This window comes from Rhodococcus wratislaviensis, assembly GCF_041228765.1.
Lineage (GTDB): Bacteria > Actinomycetota > Actinomycetes > Mycobacteriales > Mycobacteriaceae > Rhodococcus_F > Rhodococcus_F wratislaviensis.
Window position 1 is genome coordinate 4,197,794 of record NZ_CP150488.1, and the last position, 25,439, is coordinate 4,223,232.

Consider the following 25,439-nt stretch of genomic DNA (forward strand, 5'->3'; position numbering starts at 1 on the left):
GGCAAGGGTCTGTCGGCCGGGCGGGTGGGTGGTGCGGTCAGCGGCCGAAGAGTGTGCCGAAGAATCCGGATTTCGCCGGGGGAGTGGCATTGTCCTGGCAGGTGCACTGCTGGGATTCGGGCACGGCCTTCATGACGCCGTCGACGTGCGCACCGCAGCCTCCCCAGGTGGTCTTTCCGCAGTCGGGGCACGTAACTGGATAACACATGGTGGGGTCCTCCTTGGGTACCGCTGATCGTAACGGCACGGACTATACCCCTAGGGGTATTTATCCGCGGGGAGTGTGCGGATGACCACAGCTTTCCTTGCCGGTTTCTTCCCCTCGGCTTCCACGGGCATTTGACCGACACGTGATTCGGGTTGCGGCGGTTTCCAGGGGATCCGCGGTGGCGCACAGTGCCTCAGGACGGCCGGTCGTCCGCGTGGGCGCTCGGCGGGAGTCGGCTGCGGTGGCCTCAGTGTGCAGATCGGTTGGTTGAGAGTGGTCGTCGCCGCCCGGTGGTGTTGACAGCAGTCCTTTCCGAAGGCGTTCTCGCCGAATATCGAAGCGCCCGGTCAGGTTAGGGGACCGTGAGCTGGTCATGGATTCCGGCGGTGGTGGCTTGTGAGGTCACCCGCGCTATTTCCTAGCGTCCGTGTGCCACGGTGGCCGACCCTCGAGCGGAGGCACGGCGCCCCGTTTCAGGCAGGTCCGGGTTGGCACGAGCAGACAGCCGGACATCGGGGGTGGGCGGGGTGGACCCGCTGTAGACCGCATCGACTACGACCGGGTCGAGGGCGGCGCGATGCGCGCTGCCGCGGCGCGGGGTGACGAACGGGGCAGCGCCGTGATTCCAGCTATCTTCCGGCCGGATTGTTCTCGTGGCCAGGTTCCTGATCGGCGTAAAACTCGTTGAACGCGGCGAATGCTCGGGGTCCGTAGACGGTGGCCGGCCCACCGTTCATCAGAATCGCGACGCCGATTGCCTCCGCCGCTTCCTGTGGTGTGCTGCCGTGCTCGGCGGCGCCGCGCGCGTGTGCGGCGATGCAGCCATCGCATTGCTTGCTCACGGCGATCGCCAAGGCGATCAGTTCTTTGGTCTTGGCGTCCAAGGCCCCGGGAGCCAGGGCGGCTTCGTGCAGTTGCCCGTAACCGGCGTAGACCTGCGGGATCGTTTGGCGCAGTGCCCGGGCGGGTCCCCGAAGTTCCTGTTGGACGGCCTTGCCATAGTCCATGCTCTACCTCCGGTTGCAGGTGGTCGCGTTCGGTATCGATCTCAGTCCGGCACGGGACGGGATTGAAAACACCACCGGGGCGGTGCACTCGGCGTGGGCGAATTGACCGTGGTCATCGAGGCGCCCGTCCTCCAGCGGGGAACCAGGCCATTGCTCCTGCCAGGGTGGCAGGGGGACCATGGACCGCGCCAGGGCCTTTGGTCCCCGGGGAAGACTCCTTCGACCGACGCCCACCGTTCGGGGAAGCAGATCGCCGCTCAGGCAAGTCCGGCTGGAGCGGTGGGGGACCGTGTCGGCTCGTGCACCGTCATCGGGTCTGCTCGCCGAAGAGTTCGGCGACGTATCGGACGGCATGGGCGACACTTCACGTCACGGACCGTGTCGGCGCGGGTGAGGGCCCGGGAAGGACCGCTATGCCTACCCCGCCGCGGCGTGTCGTTGTGCGAGCGTGGCGTGTACTGCGGCCATGTCGAGTTCCTTGATCTGGGAGATCAACTTCTCCAGGGCTGCGGGCGGGAGGGCTCCGGGTTGTGAGTACACGAGCACCCCGTCGCGGAATGCCATGATCGTGGGAATCGACCGGATGCCCGCGGCCGCGGCGATTTCCTGCTCGGCTTCGGTGTCGACCTTGGCGTGCACGACATCGGGGTGTCTGCGGGACGACTGTTCGAAGGTGGGCGCGAAGGCCCGGCACGGGCCGCACCACGACGCCCAGAAGTCGACGAGCACGATGGCGTTGTCGTTGATCGTGGATGCGAAGTCCGTGTGGGTGAGGTTCGTGGTGGTCATGAGGGGTCCTTTCGGTGGGGGTGTTTTTCGAGGGAGCGTCAGGCCGACACCTGCTGTGCGGCCCAGGCGTTGTAGCCGCCGACGAGATCGCTGACTTGCTCGATACCGCGGGCGCGTAGCAGCGACGCGGCGACGCTCGAACGCCATCCGCCGGCGCAGTGCACCACGATCGGCTTGCCGGTCGGCAGCTCTTGGGCGCGGGACCGTAACTGCGCCAACGGGACCGGGATCGCGCCGGGGATGACGCCGAAGTCGCGTTCGCCGGGGTTACGGATGTCGACCAGGGTGATCGCATCGTCGGCGAGCAGCCGGTCGAGCTGTTGAACGGTGGTGCGTGGTGCTGTTTGGACGAGATCGGCGAGTGCGGTGGGGAGGACGCCGCCGGTGTCGGTGCCCAGGTAGCCGATCACGTTGTCCGAGCCGATCCGGGCCAGGCGCATCGCCGCGTCCTGTTCCTCGCCCGGGTAGGTGATCAGCACGATCGCGTCGCCGACCTCGGCGACCATGCCGCCGGTTTCGGCGAACCGGCCGTCGAAGCCGACGTTGACCGCACCGCGCAGGTGTCCGGCGGCGAAGTCGTCGACGCTGCGGGCATCGAGCACCCGGGTGCCGGCGGCAAGTTCGGCGCGCACCCGATCGGCGAACAATTCCGGGATTTGGCGGTGCTGGTCGAGTGCCGGGTGGGTGGACTTGTTCAGGGCCGCGTCCACCGAGAAGTACGCCGGTACCGCGGGCTGACCGTCGGTGATCAACGCGACGAATGCGTCCTCGCTCATCGGCTGCGCTGACGCGTTGGTGCGCCGTTGTTCCCCGATGGTCGAGGTCAGCTCCGCGGACAGGTTCTTGCCACAGGACGAGCCGGCGCCGTGCGCGGGCATCACCGTCACACCGTGGGGCAGGGCCAGGAGCGTGTCGTGCACCGTGTGGTACATCGCGCGGGCCAGGTCCGTGGTGGAGCCGTCGCCGAGGTTGACCAGGTCGGGCCGACCGACGTCGCCGATGAACAGCGAATCCCCGGTCAGGACCGCGGTTGGGGTGGCGTCCGGGGTCTCCCGGACCAGGACGCTGATCGATTCCCAGGTGTGGCCGGGGGTCGAGAGGATCTCGAGGTCGACCCGCCCGAGGGAAATGTGCTCGCCGTGCGCGAGGCGACGGATCGGGTAGTCCGTCTCGGCGGCCTCGCCGAAGCCGATCCAGGCGCCGGTGGCCTCGACCAATTCGAGGTGCCCGGAGACGAAGTCGGCGTGGAAGTGGGTGTTGATCACCCCGTCGATGGTCAGCCCGTGCGTGCGGGCGTCGTCGAGGTACTCGGTGATGTCGCGGCGCGGGTCGACCACGACGGCTCGCCCGGTGGATTCGTCTCCGATCAGGTACGAGGCGTGGGACAGGCACTCGATGTAGTACTGCTCGAGAATCATCGTGGTCTCCTCCGAAGTTGGCAGGATCTTTCTCCTTGTCACCAAGCCTGCCATATACCCCGTGGGGTATGCAAGTACCCCTGGGGGTATTTGTCAGTTTCTTGACGAAATGCCCCGCCGGTATCAATCGGCCAGTGGCCACGACAAGGAAGTCGATGCCTGCGCCGCCCGGCATGAGCGTCCGGCGTGCGGTGGTGGAAGTGCGCGAAGGCCACGGATCCGTGCAGCCCATGTACCGGGTGTGCGGCTGATGCCGCTGGGCGAGGTGACTTCCTGGTCTCACCGACATGCCGGCGGGGGAGAGGATGTGCGTGTATCCGGGGAACCGCAGCCTGGTCGGGCACCGATCTCGCCGACGCCGCGTGGCGTGCGGTTTCGATGTTCGGTGGGACCGGGGCGGGGGTGCGCGCCCGGTGCCCGGGCAGGGCGGCTGGCGGCTGGCCGGCCGATAACTCTGCGGGCGCTGTCGAATTCGGCGCACGCTGCGTCCTGCTGGTTTGCTGTGGGGCACGTTCGGTGCACGCACTGCCAGTGCGCGGGTGCGGCTGGGCCGCTTCTCCCGACGTTCTGCGGGGTCAGCCTCGGATGGCGCCGTCCAATGCTGCGTGGTCGGCCAGATCCTCGGCCAGGAACTCCCGGAGCAGGTCCACTGCTTGCACAATCTTTTGGCTGCGTAGCGAGTAGAAGACGTTGTTTTTGACGCGGCGCGTCGTCACGATGCCTCGCTCACGCAGGATGGTCAGATGCTGGCTGGCGTTGGACTGGCTCATGCCGGTTGCCTCGCAGAGTTCCCCGACGCTCAGTTCACCCGATGACGGACGATGGCGAATTCCAATGGCAGGAACGCGATCAACGGGGCCTGCAGGGCACGGCCGACGAGAAGGACGGCGAACGACGGGGCGAAAGCGACGACGAAGGATCCCACGGCCACTGCCGCCGCGGACGCCACGAGCATTTTGCGATGGCCGTACATGTCACCGAGCTTGGCGATGATCGGCACGCAGGCCACCGATGCGAGGAGGAAGATCGCATTCACCCAGTTCAGCGCTGCTGCCGAGGTCCCGTGTTCCTGTCCGATGCTCGTGAGAAGCGGTGGGTACCACCCCTGCAACAGCCCGCTTCCGAACTCCATGACAATCAGGAATCCGACGGCCGCGGAGGTTCCGGTGGCCCGCCTCGCGCCGGTGTGCGGTGTAGTACTCATATATTCCTCCAGCGAAATCTGTGTGGTGGTCGTATCCTCAGTCCGATTGAGATCCGATAAGTTAAATGTCAGGAAACGATGCAAAGTGACCATCTCAAATCCGGATTCTCTGCGCAGAGACTCCGATCTACGACTGATTCACGCTCTGCAACTCGAGCCGCGAGCGTCGTGGACCGAACTGGGCCGGGCTCTCGCCACCGACCCGGTCGCGCTTGCCCGGCGATGGGCCAGGATCACCGATGAGGGGCTTGCGTGGATTACCGGGCAACGTCGGCACTTCCCTGCAGTGGCCATCGTCGAGATCGAATGTGCGCAGGGGAAAGCCGCCGAGACTGCAAGTTTTCTCGCCGACGAAGAGATTGTGCGCACCATCGATCACACGTCCGGTGGCCGCGATCTCGTCGCCGTGGTCGCGGCAACCGACCTCGAGTCGCTGTCGGCGTTCGTGATCGATCGTCTGGGTGACCAGCGCCTGATCACCCACGCTCGCACGCACCTGGTCACCGAGGTTCTCGTGGAGGGCAGCGCATGGAGATTGAACGCCCTCTCCGAGTCGGAGGCGCAGCGGGTACCCAGGGCCAAGCCGCCCCGGCCACGTGCAGCACGCCAAGTCCCCGCCGACCTCGAGACGGTGATCGTCCGCGAGTTGTACCGGGACGGACGCACCCCTATCGGTGACATCGCCGCGCAGGCGGGTGTCAGCAATCAGCGAGTTGCTGATGCCATTGCGACACTGCGTCACTCGGGTGATCTCGTCTTCCGGACGGATGTTGCCCGCAGCTATACGGGGTGGCCGATCAACGCCTGGTACTTCGTGCAGGTGCCGGCGTCGTCGATCGATCGGCTTCGGTCGACGCTGTCGCGGCTCGCGGAGGTCCGGCTCGCTGTCACCACCGCGAGCCGCTATAACCTCGTCATGTCGCTGTGGGTTCGTGACCTGGCCGACGTCAACCGCTTCGAAGCCTTGCTCGAGAAGGTCCTCGCTGGAGCCCGCATCGCCGACCGCGCCGTCGTCATCCGGCCGGCGGTACACCTGGGGCGCCTGTTGGATGCCCGGGGGTTCGTCACCGGACTGTCCAGTTTTCACGACGACCCTGCCCCATCCCGGTCCGGGGCGGGGCAGTGAACGCCGAGGATGCGGGGACGCTGTTGCCGACGTCGGGTAACAGCTCGACTCGATGTCAGCCGACTCTGCTGTGTCCCGGTGCGTCGATGGCCGCGGTCACCTCGGGCGCGGCGGTCGCCGTGACGTCTTCGAGGTCCGGCACGGATCCGTAGCTCGCGCGCACGGCCCCTCCGGTGCAGTCGTACTCGACGATGCCGAGTTGGTGGAGCGGGCCAGGAAAGGGATTTATCCTCGCCGGCCACGAATCCGGTGGACGGCGCCCAGACCTCGCGCACTCCGTCGCGGACGGTCTGACGGTAGCAGTGCAGGTGCCCACTGCCGACGGCAGCGAGTGACATCTTTCCGAGAGCTGTAAGCAGCCGGGTACACGATTCCCCGATTGTCGGCGGCGTGCCCGACCGGCTCGTCCAGTGCTTTCCAGATCGGCTTGTGCAGGAACACGATCACCAGCTGCGAGTCGGGAACGTTCTCGGCCACCTCCTCGATCCAGGCCCACTGCCTGGTTTCCCGGTCGAGACCTGAATCGAAGGGGGGGTCCGGCGCATTCGCTGTCGGTGTTCGGGTAGGCGGGGATCTCGTCGAGGGCGCTGTCGATGTGGGGGCTGGTGATCCCCCAGGAGGTGAGGGTGGCACCGGTGGGGCCGCCTGCGGCGTGGATACCGGTGAGGAGGTGTTCGGTGCCGAGGTGGTTGTGGTGGTGGGTGCGGGCCGCGTCGGAGGCGCCCTGCGGATGGGTGGAGCCGTCGCCCTTCCAGTATCCCCGTGCGGGGGCGCTGAGCCTGCAAGGATGAGTCTTCCCGGGGAGGGTGGTTCGGCGCTCGGTTGCGGCGGACGCCGTGTCCATGTCCGCGCCGCCTGCTCTGGGTGATCTCGGTGCGCTTGCAGGCGCGGGGCCGCGCAGTGTGGGCTACGTGGAATAGCACGGACCGGCGTCCACGGGCCGGCGAAGGCCCGAACCGGGCCACACCGGCGGAGCTGCGCTCCCGCATGGGGAAATCGCGGCCGGGGTCGGTACGATCGTCGGGTTCCGGATATCTTGGGCCGTGCCGCTGAGCGTCGCTTCCGATGTGCGGCAATGGGACTGGGGTTGGTCGACCGAATATTCCCGATCCGGGAGGAGGTACTGGCTTGGCCGCCGGCGGCGATCGACTCCAGTGTCACCGTGTTCAACCCGTCCGAGGTGCCCTACACGGACGCGGCCAGACCGGCCGGTCCGGCACCCACGACGACGAGGTTGCACACGTCCTTGGCTGCGTCCGGGACCGGAAGACCCGACGATGCGGGCGAGTTCCGCATCAGTCGGATTGCGCAGCACCTTCTCGCCGTGCCAGATCACGACGGGAGTGTCCTCGCGGGCGACGTCCAGGCTGCGCAGCAACTGCTCCGCCCGTTTGTCCCGCTGCGGGTCCTCACTCTCGGACTTTCGATCCGGATGGGCGTCGGCCAGGGATCGCTGCGCAGTCCCGCACCGGTTGGTGGACGCGGTCGGTCCCAGGTCCGGACGAGTCGCTCGCCGGAGCGGCGGGGGATCGGCGGGCGGTGAGGGGATGCGGACCACGGGGTGAATTTCGTTCTCGAGCTCGCACCACGGTGGGTTGTCGCCTTGGATTGCGGACGCATGTCGGGTTGCGTACAATTTCTTGTACGTATCAATTGGAGGTGTGCTCATGCGAACCATGACCTACTCGGAGTCTCGCGCGCGGTACGCCGAGGTCCTCAACGCCGTCGTCGATGACCGGGAAGAAATCGTCATCACGCGGGCGGGTCACGAGCCGGTGGTGATGGTTTCGCTCGACGACTACGAGTCGTTGAAGGAAACGGCATACTTGCTCAGGAGTCCGGAGAACGCCCGCCGGCTGTTGGCGTCGATCGATCGGTTGGAGTCCGGCGGGGGAACTGTCCGGGATCTGGCTGAGTGAAACTTGTCTGGGACGAGTCTGCGTGGGAGGACTACGTCTGGTGGCAGGCGCAGGATCGGAAGGTCGTCAAGCGGATCAACACACTACTCGAGGATGTCGAACGCAACGGGAACGACGGAATCGGCAAGCCCGAGCCCCTCAAGCACGGTTTTCAGGGCTACTGGTCCCGGCGTATCACCGATGAGCACCGGCTGGTTTATAAAATTGTCGATGATCAGATCCGCATTGCTGCCTGCCGTTACCACTACGGACACTGATCGCGCTCACCACGGCGGCTGGGCTTGTCGACAACGACTGCGGAATGGTTCCAGTCCACTGGGCATGACGCTCCGACTGTCCGCGTTTCGGGACGGCGCGTAGTAGGCAGGATTGGTGGTTGAGGTGTGGCCGACCCGCCGAGTTGGGGGATGTCTTGGTGGCTGGGCTGGACGCCCTGACCGACCGCGGCCTGCTGACCCGTAGAACCGATCGGCAGCGTCTGCTGACGATCGGCTTCGACGACCTTCGGGGAATCCTGCACCACGCGAATCGCTGCGCGGCACGGGCCGTCACCTCAGCCCCCGCACCGACGCTCTCGTTGCAGCCCGCTGATGCGCATGGACGGCGTGTTTCGGCCGGCGAGTGGCAGGGTGCCCTTGACGGTCGTTTCCACGGTTCTGCCGATCACGGTCACCGCGATGACCCGGAGGAGCAATGTGTCACCGGTCGAGGAGGCACCGGCGACGAGCCGCGCCATCGAACCCGGCGGCGCTCCACTCGCGGGTCCACTTCGCCAAATCCGATGCCGAGTGCGCGCCGGCCAGGATGAGCCCGGCGCCGCCTAGAATGGGGTGATACGGACGCCTTCGCTGGATCGGGCGAGGTGGTCCGCGGCGGGGCTGCTCGTGAGCCGACCCGTGGGAGGTGGCCATGCAACCGTCCGACCGGATGCGGGCGCTGCCGCGGCGGGCCCGGGTCATGATCATGGTGACGGTGGCGCTCATTGCCTTGCTGGTGATCGGGCCGCGTCTGGTCGTGGGGTATACCGATTGGCTGTGGTTCGGTGAGGTTGGTTACCGTCGCGTGTGGGGGACGGTCCTGGTCACCCGCCTGATCCTGTTCACGGCGGTGACGCTGCTGGTGGGTGCGGTGATCTTCGCGGCTGTGGTGTGGGCGTACCGGTCCCGCCCACTGTTCGCGGCCTCAGGCGCGAACACGGCGAAGGATCCGGTCGAGCGGTATCGGGAGGTGATGTCGCGCCGTCCGCGGTCGTTCACGGTGGGGATCGCAATGCTCCTGGCGCTGCCGTTCGGGCTGCACGCGCAGGCGAGTTGGGAGACGGTGCAACTGTTCTTGCACGGCGGCGCGTTCGGCACCGTGGACGCGGAGTTCGGGTACGACATCGGCTTCTACGTCTTCGACCTGCCGTTCTACCGGCTGATCCTGGCGTGGCTGTTCATCGCGGTGTTCCTGGCGTTGTTGATTGGCCTGGGAACCCACTACCTGTTCGGCGGCATCCGGCTGGCACCGAGCAAGGACCACGTCATCGAGGTGTCCCGGCCGGCGCGCATCCAGCTTGCGGTGTTCGCGGGCACGTTCATCGCGCTGAAGGCGGCGTCCTACTGGCTCGACAGGTACTCCTTGTTGTGGAGCGCCCGGAAGGAGCCGACTTTTACCGGCGCCGGGTACACCGACATCAACGCGGTGCTGCCGGCCCGGTTGATCATGGTCGCGATCGCGGTGCTGTGCGCGGTGGCGTTCTTCGCCGCGATCGCGGTGCGGGACCTGCGGATCCCGGCGATGGCCACGGCACTGCTGGTGCTCTCGGCGATCCTGGTCGGCGGAATCTATCCGGCGCTGATCGAGCAGTTCTCGGTCCGCCCGAATGCCGCCGACCGGGAGAGTCCCTACATCGAACGCAACATCGCCGCGACCCGGCAGGCGTACGGAATCGGCCCGGACCGGGTCGACTACCTCGACTACCCCGGGGTGGGCACCCGGCCGCCCCGGGACATCCCCGCCGACGTCACCACGATCGCCAACGCCCGCCTGCTGGACCCGACCGTGCTCTCGCGCACCTTCACCCAGCAGCAACAGCTGAAGAACTTCTACGGCTTTCCCGAGCACCTCAACATCGACCGCTACACCATCGACGGACAACTCACCGACTACATCGTCGCGGCCCGCGAGCTCTCCCCGAACAGCCTGAGCGGCAACCAGACCCAGTGGATCAACCGGCACACCGTTTACACCCACGGCAACGGGTTCATCGCCGCTCCCGCCAATAGGGTCAACGCCGCCGTCCGCGATGTCGCCGGGCAGAGCGCGAGCAGTGACAGCGGGTATCCGATCTATGCGGTCAGCGATATCGCCTCCCAGGTGGGCGGCGACCAGGTGATCCCGGTCGAGCAACCGCGCATCTACTTCGGTGAGGTGATCGCGCAGGCGGACCCGGACTACGCCATCGTCGGCGGCCCGGAGGGTGCGCCGCCGCGCGAGTACGACACCGACACCGCCCAGTACACCTATACGGGCACCGGTGGGGTGCCGGTGGGCAGTTGGGTCAACAGGTTGGCGTTCGCCGCCCGGTACGGCGAGCGAAACATCTTGTTCTCCGGCGCCATCGGGTCCGAGTCGAAGATCATCTTCAACCGGGACCCGGCCGCCCGGGTTGAACACGTCGCCCCGTGGCTGACCACCGACTCCAACCCGTATCCGGCGGTGGTCGGCGGCCGGATCGTGTGGATAGTCGACGGCTACACCACCGCCGCGCACTACCCGTACTCGCAGGTCGGTTCACTCGCTGAGCCGGTCGTGAACGACACCGGCCGAACCCTGGCCCGCGAGGAGGTCTCCTATGTGCGGAATTCGGTGAAGGCTACCGTCGACGCCTACGACGGCACCGTCACCCTCTACCAGGTCGACGAGAACGACCCGGTCCTGGGGACGTGGATGAAGGTGTTCCCCGGCACCGTGCAGCCGCCGACGGCGATCCCGACCGAGCTGCGCGCGCACTTCCGCTACCCCGAGGATTTGTTCCGCCTGCAGCGGGACCTGCTGGCGAAGTACCACGTCGATGATCCGCGGGAGTTTTTCACCACCAACGCGTTCTGGTCGGTGCCCAGCGATCCGACCGCCGACACCGGCGGGGAGCAGCCGCCGTACTACGTTCTGGTCGGCGACGCCGGTACCTCGGCCCCGTCCTTCCGGCTCACCAGCGCCATGGTCGGCTTCAACCGCGAATTCCTCTCCGCCTACCTCTCGGTGCACTCCGACCCCGAAAACTACGGCAGGATCGACATTCTGCGGTTGCCGACGGACACCCAGACCCAGGGCCCGCGGCAGACCCAGAACTCGATGATCTCCGACACCCGCGTCGCCTCCGAGCGCACCCTGCTCGAGCGGTCCAACCGGATCTACTACGCCAACCTGCTGACCCTGCCGATCGCCGACGGCGGCATCCTCTATGTCGAACCGGTGTTCACCGAACGTTTGACCAGCACGCCCAACAGTTCCACGTTCCCGCAACTGGCCCGGGTCCTGGTCAGCTACCGCGAACCCGGCACCGGCGGGGTGCGGATCGGGTACGCCCCCACCCTCGCCGAGGCCCTCGACCAGGTCTTCGGCACCGGCACCGGCGCCGTCGCCACCGCACCCGGCGGCGACGCCACCACACCACCACCTACCGGCGGGCAACCGCCGGCGCCGCCCCCACCGGGCGCCCCGCCCGCCCCGCCGCCGGCGACATCGGACCAGCTGACCGCCGCGGTCCTCGAACTCAACGACGCCCTGGCCAACCTGCGCGAGGCGCAACGCACCGGCGACTTCACCGCCTACGGCGCGGCCCTGGACCGTCTGCAACAGGCCATCGACACCTACCTGGCCGCGGGCGGCACCCCGCACTGACCCATCCCCTCCGCGCGATCCGCGCAATGACGTTGTCCCGTATGGAAAATTGCGGATTCGGCGACGCCGGGTAGGCCGGCCAGAACCACCCGCCGACCGCGCACGCGTGCACTCCGGCCCGTCCCTCCGCCGCCCTCGACCCGCGTGCGTCGTACGTGAGGAACGGCTTCCCCGGGACCGCATGCGGCACGGCCTCGCGCTCGAGGTCCTCCAGGAATTCCTCGCGCCGTTCCGTAGTCGACTTGTCCGGTCCGGTTACGCGGCGAAGGTTGTCAGGCATGGCTTTCACTATCCGCTCGATGTCCGACATCCGTCGCGCCAGGGGACTGCGGAAGCCAAGCCCGGCGTGCACGCCCGGGTGTCACGAAAGCCCGTTGCGTGCATTGCAGGTTTGGCTGTAGACCTTGCTGGCCCGCAATTCGATCGAATGTCACGACACGCCGTACGGTGTGCCCGGGTGTCCCGCTTACCTGCGAGTGTGTCGGGGCGAATTGTCTTGCAACCGGATAGCCCCGCAATTGTCACACCGGCGGAGTTGCGAGAATGGAGAGGCGGGCACAGGCATTGATCGGCTACACGAGAGCGTCCAACTTCGGCCGGAACCCGCAGTTGCAGACCGACATCGCCGCGTCGGGGCAACGGACAGTGTGCGCTACTCGACGGAATCATATGTGGAATGGGTTTGTGTTCAGCGGTTTCGGTGTTCCAGTTCCTCGCCGACTGTGGAAGATGGTCTCAGAGGAAACGGCAATTGAGCCAGGAACCCTGCGGCAGCTCAGAACGACCTACAGGACTGCGAATAGATCTCCCGGACTGGACGGTCGCTCGCGGATCGAGTGATTCGATCTCTCGAGCCCCATGTGGTCAGTACTGCCGCTCCGGGGCCGCTGCCGTCGGAGGGTCCCGATGAGTAGGAGTTCGGCGCCCAAGGGGTTGTAGTGGTGCGTGCGGGCGGGCCCCGCCAACGATGGGTATCAGCCGGCAGGGGCACTACACGGTCAACCTGCCGTAGCCGAAGAACTCAGCTACACACCGGGGGCAGTCTCGCAGCAGATCGCCGCACTCGAAAGGTCCGCAGGAGCGGCCCTGCGCGCCGAGCTGTATGAGGTGCACCGACTCGTCGATGCGATCGTGTTCCGGTTTCCCGAGGTGATGACCCGCGACGCATCAGCACCTGACTGACCACCCGTACTGTCATCGGGTCCGTACCGGAGACCAGCGGATCGGATGCTGGCGTCGCGGTCCCGGCTCAGCCAACAGATGGCGCGTCACTAGCCAGCCGCAGGCGCTGCTCAACTCGATCGGCGGCGGCCCGGAGATAGAGGTCGCGCTGCGGGCGGGCGCGGACTGTGGGCGAGTCGGGGCCGTGCCGGTGGATCTTCTCGAGCAGTCGCTGGTCCAGACTTACTGCCTCGCCGTGCGGCCCGGTTGTCTGATCGGCGACGGTCAGGGCGTCCGAGACCGCGTCCTCGACGAAGCTGAACTGGTTCAGTTGATCGAGCAGGCCGGTGACCGCGGCGACGAACCGGGCGCCGGAGTGATGAGCGACCAGGTCGCACACCCTTGCCGGCCAGCCCTGGTCTCGCAGATGGCGGGCGCCGTCGAGCGGGTGGAACCCGGTATTTCGCAGTTCGACGGCATAGCCGATGTCGTGTAACCACGCGGCGGCCATCAAGATGTCTCGGTCCGCGGCCGGGAGCGTAGGCGAAAGGGCCAGCGCTCGGTTCGCGACCCCGGCACTGTGGTCGGCACGCGTGCTGTCGCGGGCGAGGACGTGCAGCGTCAGCGCCTGGGCGCGGGGCGCCAACGGCGATCGTGTCGCATCGTCGACCATGACCGGACCTTCCCGCACGGTGCCGGATCGACCAACTCGGTCTCTCCACGGCCGAGCTGTGAACTTGGCCGGGCATCGAGGACTTGCTGGGGTGTCACAGGATATACCGAGTCTACGGCGCGCTGAAGGGTCTTTACCGTTTGCCGTCGACGGCCGACCCGCGGGGGAGGGGCGAGGTCAGTGCCGGATCGGCTCCGAACGAGAGGTACCGTCCGGGCGGTCGGACTGTGGCGGCCCCGGGCACAATGTTGTGGATTTGTGGTTGCTCACTTGCGCGGATGTCGAGTTCGGGGGGAGAAGGTGTCGGATCCGGCGATCCAATTGCTACGGCCGGGCGGGTCGAGGATCAGATCGGCCACGAGCGCGGTCCAGCCGGTTTGATGGGAGGCGCCGAGTCCGGCGCCGTTGTCGCCGTGGAAGTATTCGTAGAACAGATGGTTGTACTTCCACGCGGGGTCGGTCTGGAGTAGTTTCTCGCCGCCGTTCACCGGCCGGTTTCCTTCGGCGTCCGGCAGCCAGATGCCGACGAGGCGGTCGGCGAGGTCGTCGGCGATCTGCCGGAGGGTGAGGCGTCGCCCCGAACCGGTGGGGTAGTCGATGGTGAAGTCGTCCCCGAAGAACTGTGCATACTGCAGCAACGCCCGGATCACGAGGTAGTTGACGGGGAACCAGACGGGGCCCCGCCAGTTCGAGTTGCCGCCGTACATCGAAGTGCGGGATTCGGCCGGCTGGTAGTCGATCACCGCATCCGGTATGCCCGGCAGGGTGTACGGGGACTCGAACTGCTTGGACAGCGAGCGCAGCCCGTGCGGTGAGAGGAAAGCGTCCTCGTCGAAGAGTGTCGCGAGGACGGTCCGGAGCTGCTGCTCCGTCAGCACCGACAGCAGCAGTCGGCGCTCGGCGTCGGTGGTCCGCACCCGCCACGACTGATCCGCGTTCCTTCCGTTCGCGCGCACCATGCGACCGAAACGCTTGCTGATCCGTTGCGCTCGTTCCGAATTGCGCTCGGGAATGGACACCGCAACCAGGACGGGTATCACGCCGACGAGCGTCTGCACCCGGATCGGGGTGGCGTTCCCGTCGGCGTCGACGAGCCGGTCGTAGAAGAATCCGTCGTTCGGGTCGTACAGCCCCGACTCGTCGAGCGCCTCCTTGATCAGCGCGAACTGCTCCAGGAACTTGACGACCATGTCCTCGTACACGTCGTTGCGGTCGGCGAGGGTGAGGGCGAGGACGAGCATGGTGGCGGAGTAGTAGGCCAGCCACCCCGTCCCGTCGGCCTGTTCCAGCCGGACCCCCGGCGGGAGGTGGGAGCGGTCCAGGGGACTGATGTTGTCGAGTCCGAGGAAGCCGCCGCCGATGAGATTGTTCCCGTCGGGGTCCTGGCGATTGAGCCACCAGGTGAAATTGATCAGGAGTTTCTGGAAGACGCGTTCGAGGAACTCGACGTCTTCGGCGCCGTCGATCAGGAACACCCGCAGTGCCGCCAGGGCATGAACGGGCGGGTTCACGTCGTCGAAGCTCCATTCGTAGGCGGGGAGGGCGCCGTTGGGATGGAGGAACCACTCCCTGAGCAGCACGATGAGCTGGTACTTGGCGAAGGCGGGATCGAGATGCGCCCAGGGGACCGTGTGGAAGGCGAGGTCCCAGGCGGCGAACCAGGGGTATTCCCACGGGTCGGGCATCGCGAGGAGGTCGAACGAGTCGAGGTGCCGCCACCCGGTGTTGCGTCCGCTGCGGTGTCCCGGTGGCGGAGCCGGTTCGGCGGGATCGCCGTCGAGCCAGGTCGTCATCCGATACGGGTACATCTGCTTGCTCCAGATCAGACCGGCGCACGATTGCCGGAGGATCCGCATGCGTTCGGGGTCGGTGTCGCTCGGGGCCAGGGTGCGGTAGAACTCGTCGGCGTCCGCGTGCCGGCGGGCGAGGACATCGTCGAACGCGGTCGTCGACCAGGACGTCGATTGTGTTGCGGGGCTGGTCGGCTCGGGCCGCCACAGGCGCAGTCGCAGCTCGACGGTTTCCCCCGCGGCAACCGTCAGGTGATACCGCCACGCCGCCTTCGTTCCCCGCAGGTCGGGGTTGACGGTGTCGCCGCCGGAGACGACGTGGTCGTTGATTCCGTCCTTCGGGAACGGGCTGATCGGCGCCGCACCGAACAACTTGGCGGTGTTGGTTTCGTTGTCGCAGAACAGGGCTTCGGGCCGCGTGCCGTCGCTCGCGGGAGCGGCCTCGAGCCGATACCCACCCAGGCGCGGGTGATCGACAACGACGGCGTCCCCGTCGAGGGCCAGGCCGGGGATCTCGGCGCTCCCGGACGAACGCCACGTGTTGCGGAACCATGCCGTGGGGAGGACGTCGATGTCGGCCTCTTCGGGTCCGTGATTCTGGACGGTGATGCGGGCCAGCACCTCGGTGGGACCGGCCTTCGCGTAGGTGACGTCGACGATCCAGAAGCGCCCGTCGTCGAACACCCCGGTGTCGAGCAGCTCGAACTCGAAGTCGCCGCGGCCGCGGCGTGCGTTCTCGTCGATCAGCTGCTGATAGGGGAACTCGGCCTGCGGGTAGTGGTACCGCCACTGGAGTAGCGCGTGACTCGGAAGACCCTGAAGGTACCACCAGTACTCCTTGGCGTCCTCACCGTGGTTGCCCTGCGGACCCGTGAGACCGAACATCCGTTCCTTGAGGATCGGATCGGCGCCGTTCCACAGCGTGAGCGCCATGCAGAGGTCGTGGTGAATGTCGGACAGCCCGGCCATGCCGTCCTCGTTCCACCGATAGGCGCGGGAACGGGCGTGGTCGTGAGGGAAGTACTCCCAGGCGTCGCCGCTGTCGCTGTAGTCCTCGCGTACGGTGCCCCACGCCCGCTCCGACAGGTAGGGACCCCACTCGTACCACGGGTTCGCCGTGAACAGGTCGTCCTCGGCGCGCCCGGTGGCCTCGGCGAGGCGCGCGTGTTCCGCCGTGGTACGTCCGTGGGATGCGTGCTTGCTCATGGGTGCTCCTCTGGCGAGTCGATGCGGAACAGGTGCCACTGCCACGGACCGAGCTCGACGTACAGTCCGTCGCAGAGGTCGGTGCCGGCACGATCGAACACGACGTCATGGGTGGGGTCGACGAGCCGGCAGGGCACTCCTCGCAGGTCCCGCCACGGCACGCGCACGGAGCCGATCGCGGTGTCCGGGCCCAGGTTCACCGCGACCAGCCATCGACGGTCGCCGTCCCAGCACCACGCCACCAGATTCTCGACACTGTCGTTACCGGGCCGGCCCGAGCGGTCGCACAGCTGCCACGTACCGGTCCGGAACGTGATGTCCCCGAGTGCCGTCAGGAGCGAGCGGTAGAACGCGGACCGGTCGGCGTCACCCTGCTCTTCGGGGAAGCGCCCGAGGAAGACCGGTAGCCGTGCGCGTCGGCCCTCCATCTGGCCGTCGTGCACCAGACGCGCCCCGGTCTGGGTGAGCGTCGCCACCGCTGCGGCGTTCGCCTGTGCCGGATCGAACACCGTCGCGGCCCGTGGCTCGTCATGATTCTCGACGAAGCGCACCAGCTTCTCCTGGTAGTCGAGATCGGCGAGGAGATGGCCGGCCACCTGCTTGGCGTCGCCCTGGACCAGGCGGTCGTAGAGGCGCTTGTCGTAGCAGAAGTCGAAGCCCTGCTGCTGCAGCGCCCACTCCAGGTCCCAGTACGCTTCGGCGACGAAACGGAACGTCGGGTGGCTCTCGCGCACCGCGGGAATCACGGTCGGCCAGTAGTCTTCGGCGGGAGCATCGCCCGCGCGCTCGCCCCACGTTCGGGCGAAGACATCGTTCATCATGAGCATCGCCATGTCGCATCGGACACCGTCACACTGGTCGGCGATCCGGCGGAGCGTTTCCACCACCGCGGACCGAAGATCCGGGGAGAAGGCGTTGAGCTGTACGACATCGGGCCACGCCGGGAAGTAGGGATCCCGCCCGTTGGCCAGCACTCGGCCGGCGACATCGACGAACGATGTGGCGTCCTGTCGGAGATCCGCCGCGGAGCCCTGCACGAAGCGCTCCGGATGAATTGTCGTCCAAGGATGGTCGGGTGCCACATGGTTCGGGACGAAGTCGAGGATCAAGCCGAGGCCCCGCTTCGCGAGGGCTGCCCGCGCGGCCGCCAGTCCCGCCCGGCCGCCCAGATTCGGGTCGACCTCGTAGTCCCGGACGCAGTAGGGCGATCCGACCACATCGGAGGGTGTGTAGTCGCCGAGCGTCGCCGCGAAGGCGGAGACCAGGTCGTCGTCGGCCAACGCGATGGTCACGCCCGCCGGGCTGCGCTCCCACACGCCCATCAGCCACACCGCGTCGAAACCGAGGTCGGCGATGGCGTCCCAGTGCTCGTCGGGCACGCTCCCCAGATCGACACGACGACCGGCGTCGGCGCTCAACCGGTTCAGCCACGGCCACGTGTTGATCTCGTACAGGAAGGGATGGGTCGCCGACCGCCAGCGCGACACCGCGGACCCGCCTTCCTCAGGTGTGACATCCACGATGAACCGCCCTTTCCGTCGAAGAAAATCTGCGAGGAAGTGAAATCGTCGATCCGAGCATCACGATCGCGGTCCATTGACGCCGCCCACTCAGTGTGGGCGCGTCGTCATCTCATCCGTGCGGTCCTCTACGGTCGCCGAATGATGTGCCGTGTCCCGACATTTCTTCCGTCGTGTACCGGGTGTCATGTGCCGGAAGTACCTGCACGACAGGCGTTCCGGGCGCAGCGTCCGGGGCTTCGGCGTCCGGTTCTCGCGCGACGCCTTCGGCGCCGGCGATGGCGTATGCCGCACCGATGAGCGTGAGGTGGCTGAACGCCTGGGGAAAGTTGCCGACCTGCCGGCGGCGGCGGACGTCGTACTCCTCCGCCAGTAGGCCCAGGTCGTTGGATAGGGCGGTGAGCCGCTCGAACAAGGCCCGCGCCTGGTCGATGCGCCCATTGAGGGCCAGCGCGCTGACCAACCAGAACGAGCATGCGAGGAACTGCCCTTCGTCGCCGGGCAATCCGTCGTCGGTCTGTGCGGTCGAGTAGCGCGAGACGAACCCGTCGCGGCCGAGCTCACGGGTGATTGCGTCGATCGTTCCGCTCACCAGGGCATCCGAGCCGGGCAGGAAGCCGACGATCGGAATGGTGAGCACGCTCGCGTCGAGCTCCTCGGACCCGTAGTACTGCGTGAAAGTGTTTCGCTGGCTGTCGAACCCGTGGGCGCAGACGTCGCGGTGGATTTCGTCGCGTACCTGCCGCCAACGGTCGATGGGGGCGGGGAGTTCGAACCGTTCGGCCAGGCGCACGGCCCGGTCGAAGACCACCCAGGCCATCACCTTGGAGTGGGTGAAATGCCGGCGGGGCCCGCGGGTCTCCCAGATGCCGTCGTCGGGTTCGTGCCAAATGGTTTCGATGTGCTCGATGAGCTTCTGCCAGCGCGGCCACCGCCGGGGGTCGATCCGGCCGAGGATCTCCGCACCGGCAAAGAGCATGCCGATCAGCTCGCCGTAGACGTCGAGCTGGAACTGATCGGATGCCGCGTTGCCCACTCGGACCGGCTGGGAGTCCTCGTAGCCGGGGAAGTCGTCGAGTTCGAATTCGGTCAGGCGCCGCTCCCCGCTGATTCCGTACATGATCTGGATCTTTTTCGGATCGCCGGTGGCGACGCGGGTGAGGTAATCCCGGAAGGCGAGCGCCTCATCGGTGTATCCGGCGGCGAGCAACGCCTCGAGGGCGAGCGCGGAGTCACGCAGCCAGCAGTAACGGTAGTCCCAGTTGCGCACTCCTCCCACGTCCTCGGGCAGGGAGGTTGTGGGGGCGGCCACCATACCGCCGGTTTTTTCGTAGGTCATCGCCTTGAGCGTGATCAGGGAGGTCAATACCTGATCGCGGTAGGGGCCCGAGTACACGCAGCGCCCACTCCACTCCCGCCACCACGCCTCGGTGCGGGCCAGCGCCGAGTCGGCGTCCTCCATCGTCGGTGCGTTGTCGAAGGAGGAGTGCCAGCACAGGGTGAACCGGGCACGGCCACCCTCGGTGACGACGAAGTCGGCGCCGACCGTGCCGTGGTCGATCTGCAGCGGCACCGGGGTGCAGAGGCGGAAGGTGTCCGGTCCTGCGGTGGCGCGGACTCCGTCCGGTTCCGGCTCCACCCACGGGGCGATGGACCCGTAGTCGGGGCGAACCACCAGTTCCATCCGCATCGGCACCCGGCCCCGGACACCTTGGACGATGCGCATCACCCGGGGTGGACCGTCGCCGCGCCGCGGCATGAAATCGATGATCCGCACCATGCCATCGGCGGTCTCGAAATCCGATTCGAGCACCAGCGTCCCCGGACGGTAGCGCCGAGCACTGACCCGCGCCTCGCCGACCGGAGACAGACTCCAGTGGCCGTGCCGCTCGTCCCCGACCAGGGCGGCGAAGCACGACGCGGAGTCGAAGCGGGGTAGACACAGCCAGTCGATGGCGCCGTTGCTCCCGACCAGAGCGGCCGTCTGTAGATCTCCGATGAGCCCGTAGTCCTCGATACGCATAACCGATCTCCCGATCGTCGGATGTTCCGCTGATGGTCGAAAAGAGTTGCAGTACTGTTTACTTGGTGTTCATTGACGCGTCGGGTGCGGCGGTACGCTTCAGGCGTCCGTTGGATTCCAGCTTGCAAGGGCCCAGATCACGACGGCGTTCAGGGCGATGATCGTGATCGCCCACATCGGGTAGTAGGGCAACCAGAGGAAATTGACGAAGATCGACATCGCGCAGATCACCATGGCACCCAAGCGTGCCCACGTCGCACCGGTGAACAGCGCGATGCCGATGGCGGTGACGATCGCGCCGACAATCAGGTGAGTCCATCCCCACGCGGTGAGGTCGAACTGGTAGGTGTAGTCGACGCCGGTGACGAACACCTCGTCCTTGGCGATCGCGGACAGTCCCTGGAGTAATTCGAGTACGCCGACGGTCACGAGCAGGACCGCCCCGCCCCTCGCGGTCCCTTGTGCCACACCTTGTTTGACCAACGATTCCTCGGACATGATGTTCCCTTCCCGGGACGGGTGAGAAGAAGGGTCTTCGACGCCTAGTGTCCTCCGATCGGGCAGGTAATGGAGGTATTGGAGGAAACTTCACCCCCCCGCAACATTGTGGCGGGGCGACCGCAGGCAGGTGCAGTTAGCCGAAACCCCTCGGTCCGGCTTCACCGCCCGACGAGCTCGTCCGGCGGGTAACATCATTCCACGTCAGAATCCCTGAGCACGACGCATATTCGCGCAGGCGCACTGCATGGAGGCTGTGCGGCTGAGACGATGTCACGGCAGCCGACCCGGAAACAGGTGCGAGATGGCTCCACGAGATGAGGCGGGTCACCGTTCGGCCGCTCTCCGCCGGGTTCTGATCCCGCTGGCGCTGGCCCAGTTCATCTGCAGCTTCGCCGGCTCCAACATGAACGTGATGATCAACGACATCAGCGAGGACCTGGACACCAGCGTGCAGGGTGTGCAGGTGGCGATCACCATCTTCCTGCTGGTGATGGCGGCGCTGATGATTCCCGGTGGCAAGCTGACCGACAAATACGGGCGCAAGCGGTGTTTCACCGTAGGCCTGATCGTCTACGGAGTCGGTGCCCTCCTCAGTGCGGTAGCCCCGGGCCTGGGGGTGCTCATCCTCGGTAACTCGATCCTCGAAGGAGTGGGCACCGCGCTGCTGATCCCGCCGGTCTACATCCTCACCACACTGCTGTTCACCGAGGTCACCTCGCGAGCCCGCGCCTTCGGTGCGATCAGCGCGATGGGAGGCATCGGCGCGGCGGCCGGGCCTCTGATCGGCGGCCTGATCACCTCGGCGATCAGTTGGCGGGCGGCGTTCGTGTTCCAGGCCCTGGTCATCGCGGCCATCCTGATGCTGGCCCGCAACATCACCGATCCGCTACCGCCGGATCGCACCCGTCCGTTCGACACCGGCGGGGCGATCCTCTCGGCGGTCGGCCTCATCCTGATCGTGACCGGGATCCTTGCCGCCGACAACAACGCCTGGTTGATGATCACCCTGATCATCGTCGGCTCCCTGGTGATGGTGTGGTTCTTCCGCTCGGTGCGGGCCAAGGAACGCGCCGGCACCGAACCGTTGCTCTCGACCGCACTGTTCCGTAACCGCACGTCCAACCTGGGCCTGGTCACCCAGAACGCCCAGTGGCTGCTGCTCACCGGGATCTCGTTCGTGGTCGCGGCCTACCTGCAGGTGGTGCGCGGCTATGACGCGATCGAGACCGGCGTCATCTTCACCGCGGAAACGGCCGGTCTGCTGGCGGCCTCCCTCTTCGCCGAACGGTTCGCGAAGCGGCGCGCGCAGCGCACCCTGATCCTCGCCGGTTTCCTCGTCGTGATCGGCGGCGTCGCCGCCTTGTTGGCCCTGGTGAGCGGAACCCCGAACGTCTGGGCGTTCGCGCCGGGACTGCTGCTGATCGGACTCGGTCTCGGTGTCATGCTGACGCCGTCGGTCAACGTCGTGCAGTCGAGCTTCGGCGAGCAGTTGCAGGGCGAAATCTCCGGCCTCTCGCGGAGCGTGTCCAATCTCGGCTCCTCCCTCGGCGCCGCGATCGCCGGCACCGTCCTCGTTGCCGGAATCACCGCCACCCCCGAACGCTCGTACGCGCTCGCCATGGTCGTCCTCGCGGCCGTCGGCTGCGTCGGGCTCGCCGCGGCGACATTCCTGCCCCGCACCGGGTCGCCGTCGGGCTCGCCTCTGCCGGATGACGATGTCTCCGGGCAACCCCTGACGTAACCGCCATTCGAGCATGGCCGGATCGTTCGACTCAACTGGGTGGGATCGGCTGGAACGGACCCGGACGTGTTGGAGGTCGAGATCACGTAGCTCAGGACCAGATGCGGGTGCTCGAGACCGAGCGGGAGATCCCGCGCAGGGGCCGCGAAGCATTTCGCGGGGCGACGAATTGGTGAGCCACGGTCAGTGCGGCGACTGGGCACTGTGTGTTATCCCCGTGGTCGGCTCGGGGTGGTTCTCGATCGTTCGGCAATCCCGTCGCTCTTCAGGATCACGTAGATCAGTGCCGACACGAACGGAACGAGGAGCAGGAAACACACCCAGAACGCCTTCATCCACCCCGATGTCCGGGCGTCGCGGAACAGGTCGGCGCTGATCGCGAACAGCAGCAGGAGGTACGCCAGAAACGCCAGACTGATGACGCCGAGCCAGAAGATGGTCCAGAAGGAATCCATGCGTCACGCTCTGTCCTGTGGTTGGTTCAGTGGCCGGCGTCGAGGTGGTCGGTTCGTTCGCGGAATGCGGTCACGGGTGGCCTCGACGATGAGAAAAAATGCGCGGCAACGGGATCCGGTGGGCATTCGCGGCTGCTCAGTACCGATCCGGCTGCCAGGTCGACAGGGCCCAGATCACCACGACGTCGAGGGCGATGATGAGTACCGACCACCACGGGTAGTACGGAAGCCACAGGAAGTTGGCGAGTATGGACACGGCCGCGATGACGATCGCGGTCACCCGCGCCCATCCGGCGCCGGTGAACAGTGCGAGGCCGACCGCTGCGACGAGCACACCCAGCACGATGTGGATCCAGCCCCAGGTGGTCAGGTCGAACTTGTAGACGTAGTTCAGTCCCGTCACGAATACTTCGTTCTCGGCGACCGCGGCGATTCCTTGGCAGAATTGGATGATGCCGACGGTGACCATGATGACGGCTGCCGCGATCGATGTGCCCGCGGCAAATCCTTGCTTGAGCGATCGATTCTCGGACATGGCTGGTCCCCTTTTCGCGAGTGGTCGAAATGACCCGGTACGTGCATTGTCCGCCGATTCGCTCGTGTATCAGGCGCGAAACGGATTTTCGGTGCTACCCCGGGATACGGGGTCGATCTCAGGCTCTCATGGTCTTCCCGGGCCGCGCGCCCGGACCGATGACCTTGGTCCCTAGCGGGGACGTCTGTGCAGGTGTGATACTGGCATCGAACCGGGGGAAGGCCGTCGGGAATTGACCCTGATGAGCACTCGGGCGTCGAGAGCAGGCACATGGCGAAACCACAGGTTCCCCCTGTCACCGCAACACGTGTGACCACCAGTCATTCTGCGCGCGCGATGAGCACGAAGGAAATCCTGAGTCGGATCGAAGCGATGTACGCCGACCGCGACGAGGCAGGTGATCGCTATGCCGATCTTCGTGGACCGAATCCAGGCTAATGATCCCCACCGTCTTCACACCGCTGCTGTCTTCAGAGGAGAGGTCCTGCAGTGCACGACAACGATTTCGACGAACTCGGGCCGATCGACTATCTCGTCGTGGAGTTCCCTGCCGACCGGAAACCCGACGGATCGGCGCTGCCCCTTCTGATCGACCTGGTCGAACGAAACATCATCCGGGTACTCGATCTGGTCTTCGTTCGCAAGGACACTGACGGCTCACTTGCCGGTGTCGCCATCGAGGACCTCGGATTCGAGGGTGGTGTGGACGTGACGGTGTTTGCCGAGGCGGCGACGGGCCTGATCGACCGAACCGACCTCGAGGATGCGGCCGCCGTCCTCGCCCCTGGCTGTGCGGGAGCCATTCTCGTCTACGAGAACACTTGGGCGGCACCGTTCGCCTCCGCACTGCGGCGCGAGGGCGCCCAACTCGTGGCGTCCGGCCGCATTCCCGTCCAGGGCATTCTCGCGGCCCTCGACGCACTCGACCGCACCGCCGGCTGACACATCCGAGGAGCACATCATGCCAGGACTCCTGCGCGGGATCGCCCGCACCGCCGTCGTCGCCGGAACCGCGACCACCGTCTCCAACCGGGTGTCGCGGCGGCAAGGAAATCGGTGGTCGGCGAACCAACCTGCCCCACAACAGCAGGCGCCACCGCCGCCGCCTCCACCGGCACGACCCGCACCGCCATCCGGCGGCACGGATCGTCTTGCCGCTTTGAAACAACTCGGTGAACTCCGCGATCAGGGAGTCCTCACCGAGGAAGAATTCAACACCGAGAAGGCCAGAATCCTGGCCTCCTGACCGCAACACCGAGTGGGCGGAGCGCCGAAAATGGAAGGCTTCTGGGAGTTCTTCTGGTTCATCTTCGTCTGTTTCGCCTTCGTGGCGTACCTGACGGTTCTGTTTCAGATCATCACCGACCTGTTCCGCGACCGCGAGAGTTCGGGGTGGGTGAAGGCGATCTGGGTCCTCTTGCTGTTCGTTATTCCCTTCCTGTCGCCACTGGTGTACGTGATCGTCAAGGGAGATGGCATGGCGAAGCGGTCGATGGCCGCCGCCCAGCAGGTCAAGCAGGCCCAGGACACCTACATCCGGGATCTCGCCGGACAGTCCCCGGCCCAGCAGATCTCGGACGCCAAGGCGCTGCTCGACTCCGGGACGATCACCGACACCGAGTTCCAGGCGATCAAGACGAAGACACTCACCTAGTCCACGTCGCCGGATCTGTCGTCGACACCCGAGGGAACGTTGGCACCGGTTGCGACCGTGGAGGTCACGCCGGAGTCGGCTGCTCGGTTGTATTCGTGCCGTCTTCCATTGCGGATCAGATCACTTCGGGGTTCCAGGTGGCGACCGCCCAGATCACGACGGCGTTCAGCGCGATGATCGTGATCGACCACGCGGGGTAGTAGGGCAGCCACAGGAAGTTGACGAAGATCGACAGGGCGCACAGCACCATCGCGGCGACACGTGCCCATGTGGCCCCGGTGAACAGTGCCGCACCGACGGCCGCAACGATCACGCCGAGCACGAGATGAATCCATCCCCAGGTGGTGACGTCGAACTGGTAGGTGTACTCGATGCCGACGACGATCACGTCGTCCTTGGCTATCGCGGAGATCCCCTGGAAGAACTCGAGCACGCCGACGGTGACGAGAAGAACCGCCCCGCCCATCGACGTTCCCTTTGCCACACCTTGCTTGACCAGCGATTCATCGGACATGACCGTTTCCCTTCCCGGGCAACGTGTGTGAAGTGGTCGGGTGAACTTCATTGTCCCCGACCACGCTGGTCATGGCAGCAGTTTGGCCTCAGCTGACCGAGATCGTCGCA

Annotated in this window: 24 protein-coding genes and 1 pseudogene; 9 read left to right on the top strand and 16 right to left on the bottom strand. The window is 66.3% G+C overall.

Translation table 11 applies throughout. The annotated features are described in order from the left end of the window. Window positions 1-37: 37 nt before the first annotated feature. The 6 genes from WKC72_RS19390 to WKC72_RS19415 all read right to left on the bottom strand — a co-directional run bounded on the left by WKC72_RS19390 (window position 38) and on the right by WKC72_RS19415 (window position 4,626). On the bottom strand, window positions 38-208 hold the full coding sequence (locus WKC72_RS19390) for a hypothetical protein (protein WP_370184094.1): 171 nt from the start codon (window positions 206-208) through the stop codon (window positions 38-40). Window positions 209-837: 629 nt separating this feature from the next. Next, the gene (locus WKC72_RS19395; RefSeq protein ID WP_370184097.1) at window positions 838-1,215 is read right to left on the bottom strand and encodes a carboxymuconolactone decarboxylase family protein; all 378 of its coding nucleotides are present in this window, start codon (window positions 1,213-1,215) and stop codon (window positions 838-840) included. Between the two features lie 417 nt (window positions 1,216-1,632). Further along, entirely contained in the window at window positions 1,633-2,004 is a 372-nt protein-coding gene (gene trxA / locus WKC72_RS19400; protein ID WP_370184099.1) for a thioredoxin, read from the bottom strand. Window positions 2,005-2,042: 38 nt separating this feature from the next. Next, window positions 2,043-3,422 (bottom strand): rhodanese-like domain-containing protein, encoded by a 1,380-nt coding sequence (locus WKC72_RS19405; RefSeq protein ID WP_370184102.1) that lies wholly within the window; start codon window positions 3,420-3,422, stop codon window positions 2,043-2,045. Between the two features lie 575 nt (window positions 3,423-3,997). Next, window positions 3,998-4,192 carry an ArsR/SmtB family transcription factor gene (locus WKC72_RS19410; RefSeq protein WP_370184105.1) on the bottom strand — a complete coding sequence of 65 codons (195 nt, stop codon included), beginning with the start codon at window positions 4,190-4,192 and terminating at the stop codon, window positions 3,998-4,000. A 29-nt stretch (window positions 4,193-4,221) separates the two neighbouring features. Next, window positions 4,222-4,626 carry an MFS transporter gene (locus WKC72_RS19415; protein WP_370184107.1) on the bottom strand — a complete coding sequence of 135 codons (405 nt, stop codon included), beginning with the start codon at window positions 4,624-4,626 and terminating at the stop codon, window positions 4,222-4,224. 85 nt (window positions 4,627-4,711) lie between these two features. Between WKC72_RS19415 and WKC72_RS19420 the strand changes: the two genes are divergently transcribed. Next, window positions 4,712-5,752 carry an Lrp/AsnC family transcriptional regulator gene (locus WKC72_RS19420; protein ID WP_370184109.1) on the top strand — a complete coding sequence of 347 codons (1,041 nt, stop codon included), beginning with the start codon at window positions 4,712-4,714 and terminating at the stop codon, window positions 5,750-5,752. 586 nt (window positions 5,753-6,338) lie between these two features. Here WKC72_RS19420 and WKC72_RS19425 read toward each other — a convergent pair. Then, window positions 6,339-6,596, bottom strand: a pseudogene (locus tag WKC72_RS19425) (Clp protease N-terminal domain-containing protein); the annotation flags it as partial. 231 nt (window positions 6,597-6,827) lie between these two features. Here WKC72_RS19425 and WKC72_RS19430 point away from each other — a divergent pair. From WKC72_RS19430 to WKC72_RS19440, 3 genes are all read left to right on the top strand, one after another. Further along, window positions 6,828-7,295 (top strand): hypothetical protein, encoded by a 468-nt coding sequence (locus WKC72_RS19430; RefSeq protein ID WP_370184112.1) that lies wholly within the window; start codon window positions 6,828-6,830, stop codon window positions 7,293-7,295. Between the two features lie 124 nt (window positions 7,296-7,419). Continuing rightward, the gene (locus WKC72_RS19435; protein ID WP_005569061.1) at window positions 7,420-7,671 is read left to right on the top strand and encodes a type II toxin-antitoxin system Phd/YefM family antitoxin; all 252 of its coding nucleotides are present in this window, start codon (window positions 7,420-7,422) and stop codon (window positions 7,669-7,671) included. Continuing rightward, window positions 7,668-7,928: a Txe/YoeB family addiction module toxin gene (locus WKC72_RS19440; RefSeq protein WP_370184115.1), complete on the top strand. Its 261-nt coding sequence runs from the start codon at window positions 7,668-7,670 to the stop codon at window positions 7,926-7,928. Before WKC72_RS19435 ends, WKC72_RS19440 begins: the two co-directional genes overlap by 4 nt. 296 nt (window positions 7,929-8,224) lie before the next feature. Here WKC72_RS19440 and WKC72_RS19445 read toward each other — a convergent pair whose 3' ends face one another. Further along, window positions 8,225-8,407, bottom strand: a complete 183-nt coding sequence (locus tag WKC72_RS19445) for a hypothetical protein (protein ID WP_370184117.1) — start codon at window positions 8,405-8,407, stop codon at window positions 8,225-8,227. Between the two features lie 173 nt (window positions 8,408-8,580). Between WKC72_RS19445 and WKC72_RS19450 the strand changes: the two genes are divergently transcribed. After that, window positions 8,581-11,556 carry a UPF0182 family protein gene (locus WKC72_RS19450; RefSeq protein ID WP_370184120.1) on the top strand — a complete coding sequence of 992 codons (2,976 nt, stop codon included), beginning with the start codon at window positions 8,581-8,583 and terminating at the stop codon, window positions 11,554-11,556. Between the two features lie 1,249 nt (window positions 11,557-12,805). Here WKC72_RS19450 and WKC72_RS19455 read toward each other — a convergent pair. From WKC72_RS19455 to WKC72_RS19475, 5 genes are all read right to left on the bottom strand, one after another. After that, window positions 12,806-13,390 carry an HD domain-containing protein gene (locus WKC72_RS19455; protein ID WP_370184123.1) on the bottom strand — a complete coding sequence of 195 codons (585 nt, stop codon included), beginning with the start codon at window positions 13,388-13,390 and terminating at the stop codon, window positions 12,806-12,808. 266 nt (window positions 13,391-13,656) lie between these two features. After that, window positions 13,657-16,386, bottom strand: coding sequence for a glucosidase (locus WKC72_RS19460; RefSeq protein WP_370184126.1), 2,730 nt, complete (start codon window positions 16,384-16,386; stop codon window positions 13,657-13,659). Further along, on the bottom strand, window positions 16,383-17,906 hold the full coding sequence (locus tag WKC72_RS19465) for an alpha-amylase family glycosyl hydrolase (RefSeq protein WP_370184129.1): 1,524 nt from the start codon (window positions 17,904-17,906) through the stop codon (window positions 16,383-16,385). Before WKC72_RS19465 ends, WKC72_RS19460 begins: the two co-directional genes overlap by 4 nt. A gap of 112 nt (window positions 17,907-18,018) precedes the next feature. Then, window positions 18,019-19,944, bottom strand: coding sequence for a glycoside hydrolase family 15 protein (locus WKC72_RS19470; RefSeq protein WP_370184402.1), 1,926 nt, complete (start codon window positions 19,942-19,944; stop codon window positions 18,019-18,021). A gap of 84 nt (window positions 19,945-20,028) precedes the next feature. After that, complete coding sequence (locus WKC72_RS19475) at window positions 20,029-20,427, bottom strand: hypothetical protein (RefSeq protein WP_370184131.1); 399 nt, start codon at window positions 20,425-20,427, stop codon at window positions 20,029-20,031. Between the two features lie 304 nt (window positions 20,428-20,731). Between WKC72_RS19475 and WKC72_RS19480 the strand changes: the two genes are divergently transcribed. Continuing rightward, window positions 20,732-22,171, top strand: coding sequence for an MFS transporter (locus tag WKC72_RS19480; protein WP_370184134.1), 1,440 nt, complete (start codon window positions 20,732-20,734; stop codon window positions 22,169-22,171). Window positions 22,172-22,380: 209 nt separating this feature from the next. On the opposite strand, the gene WKC72_RS19485 is transcribed toward WKC72_RS19480, so the two are convergent. Further along, the gene (locus WKC72_RS19485) at window positions 22,381-22,626 is read right to left on the bottom strand and encodes a hypothetical protein (RefSeq protein ID WP_370184138.1); all 246 of its coding nucleotides are present in this window, start codon (window positions 22,624-22,626) and stop codon (window positions 22,381-22,383) included. A gap of 136 nt (window positions 22,627-22,762) precedes the next feature. Further along, entirely contained in the window at window positions 22,763-23,161 is a 399-nt protein-coding gene (locus WKC72_RS19490; RefSeq protein WP_370184141.1) for a hypothetical protein, read from the bottom strand. Window positions 23,162-23,650: 489 nt separating this feature from the next. Between WKC72_RS19490 and WKC72_RS19495 the strand changes: the two genes are divergently transcribed. Genes WKC72_RS19495 through WKC72_RS19505 form a run of 3 tightly spaced genes read left to right on the top strand, consistent with a single transcriptional unit; the run spans window position 23,651 to window position 24,815 of the window. Further along, complete coding sequence (locus WKC72_RS19495; RefSeq protein ID WP_370184143.1) at window positions 23,651-24,103, top strand: DUF6325 family protein; 453 nt, start codon at window positions 23,651-23,653, stop codon at window positions 24,101-24,103. A 19-nt stretch (window positions 24,104-24,122) separates the two neighbouring features. After that, window positions 24,123-24,407, top strand: a complete 285-nt coding sequence (locus WKC72_RS19500) for an SHOCT domain-containing protein (RefSeq protein WP_370184146.1) — start codon at window positions 24,123-24,125, stop codon at window positions 24,405-24,407. Between the two features lie 30 nt (window positions 24,408-24,437). Further along, a complete protein-coding gene (locus WKC72_RS19505; protein WP_370184148.1) occupies window positions 24,438-24,815 on the top strand; it encodes an SHOCT domain-containing protein in 378 nt (125 codons plus the stop codon). A gap of 115 nt (window positions 24,816-24,930) precedes the next feature. Here WKC72_RS19505 and WKC72_RS19510 read toward each other — a convergent pair whose 3' ends face one another. Further along, the gene (locus WKC72_RS19510; RefSeq protein WP_037238113.1) at window positions 24,931-25,329 is read right to left on the bottom strand and encodes a hypothetical protein; all 399 of its coding nucleotides are present in this window, start codon (window positions 25,327-25,329) and stop codon (window positions 24,931-24,933) included. Window positions 25,330-25,439: the final 110 nt, after the last annotated feature.

Excerpts from the sequence above, each read along its gene's own strand:
- WKC72_RS19390 (WP_370184094.1), bottom strand. The coding sequence starts at position 208 with ATGTGTTATCCAGTTACGTGCCCCGACTGCGGAAAGACCACCTGGGGA.
- WKC72_RS19395 (WP_370184097.1), bottom strand. The coding sequence starts at position 1,215 with ATGGACTATGGCAAGGCCGTCCAACAGGAACTTCGGGGACCCGCCCGG.
- trxA (WP_370184099.1), bottom strand. The coding sequence starts at position 2,004 with ATGACCACCACGAACCTCACCCACACGGACTTCGCATCCACGATCAAC.
- WKC72_RS19405 (WP_370184102.1), bottom strand. The coding sequence starts at position 3,422 with ATGATTCTCGAGCAGTACTACATCGAGTGCCTGTCCCACGCCTCGTAC.
- WKC72_RS19410 (WP_370184105.1), bottom strand. The coding sequence starts at position 4,192 with ATGAGCCAGTCCAACGCCAGCCAGCATCTGACCATCCTGCGTGAGCGA.
- WKC72_RS19415 (WP_370184107.1), bottom strand. The coding sequence starts at position 4,626 with ATGAGTACTACACCGCACACCGGCGCGAGGCGGGCCACCGGAACCTCC.
- WKC72_RS19430 (WP_370184112.1), top strand. The coding sequence starts at position 6,828 with ATGGGACTGGGGTTGGTCGACCGAATATTCCCGATCCGGGAGGAGGTA.
- WKC72_RS19435 (WP_005569061.1), top strand. The coding sequence starts at position 7,420 with ATGCGAACCATGACCTACTCGGAGTCTCGCGCGCGGTACGCCGAGGTC.
- WKC72_RS19445 (WP_370184117.1), bottom strand. The coding sequence starts at position 8,407 with ATGGCGCGGCTCGTCGCCGGTGCCTCCTCGACCGGTGACACATTGCTC.
- WKC72_RS19450 (WP_370184120.1), top strand. The coding sequence starts at position 8,581 with ATGCAACCGTCCGACCGGATGCGGGCGCTGCCGCGGCGGGCCCGGGTC.
- WKC72_RS19455 (WP_370184123.1), bottom strand. The coding sequence starts at position 13,390 with ATGGTCGACGATGCGACACGATCGCCGTTGGCGCCCCGCGCCCAGGCG.
- WKC72_RS19460 (WP_370184126.1), bottom strand. The coding sequence starts at position 16,386 with ATGAGCAAGCACGCATCCCACGGACGTACCACGGCGGAACACGCGCGC.
- WKC72_RS19475 (WP_370184131.1), bottom strand. The coding sequence starts at position 20,427 with ATGTCCGAGGAATCGTTGGTCAAACAAGGTGTGGCACAAGGGACCGCG.
- WKC72_RS19480 (WP_370184134.1), top strand. The coding sequence starts at position 20,732 with ATGGCTCCACGAGATGAGGCGGGTCACCGTTCGGCCGCTCTCCGCCGG.
- WKC72_RS19485 (WP_370184138.1), bottom strand. The coding sequence starts at position 22,626 with ATGGATTCCTTCTGGACCATCTTCTGGCTCGGCGTCATCAGTCTGGCG.
- WKC72_RS19490 (WP_370184141.1), bottom strand. The coding sequence starts at position 23,161 with ATGTCCGAGAATCGATCGCTCAAGCAAGGATTTGCCGCGGGCACATCG.
- WKC72_RS19500 (WP_370184146.1), top strand. The coding sequence starts at position 24,123 with ATGCCAGGACTCCTGCGCGGGATCGCCCGCACCGCCGTCGTCGCCGGA.
- WKC72_RS19505 (WP_370184148.1), top strand. The coding sequence starts at position 24,438 with ATGGAAGGCTTCTGGGAGTTCTTCTGGTTCATCTTCGTCTGTTTCGCC.
- WKC72_RS19510 (WP_037238113.1), bottom strand. The coding sequence starts at position 25,329 with ATGTCCGATGAATCGCTGGTCAAGCAAGGTGTGGCAAAGGGAACGTCG.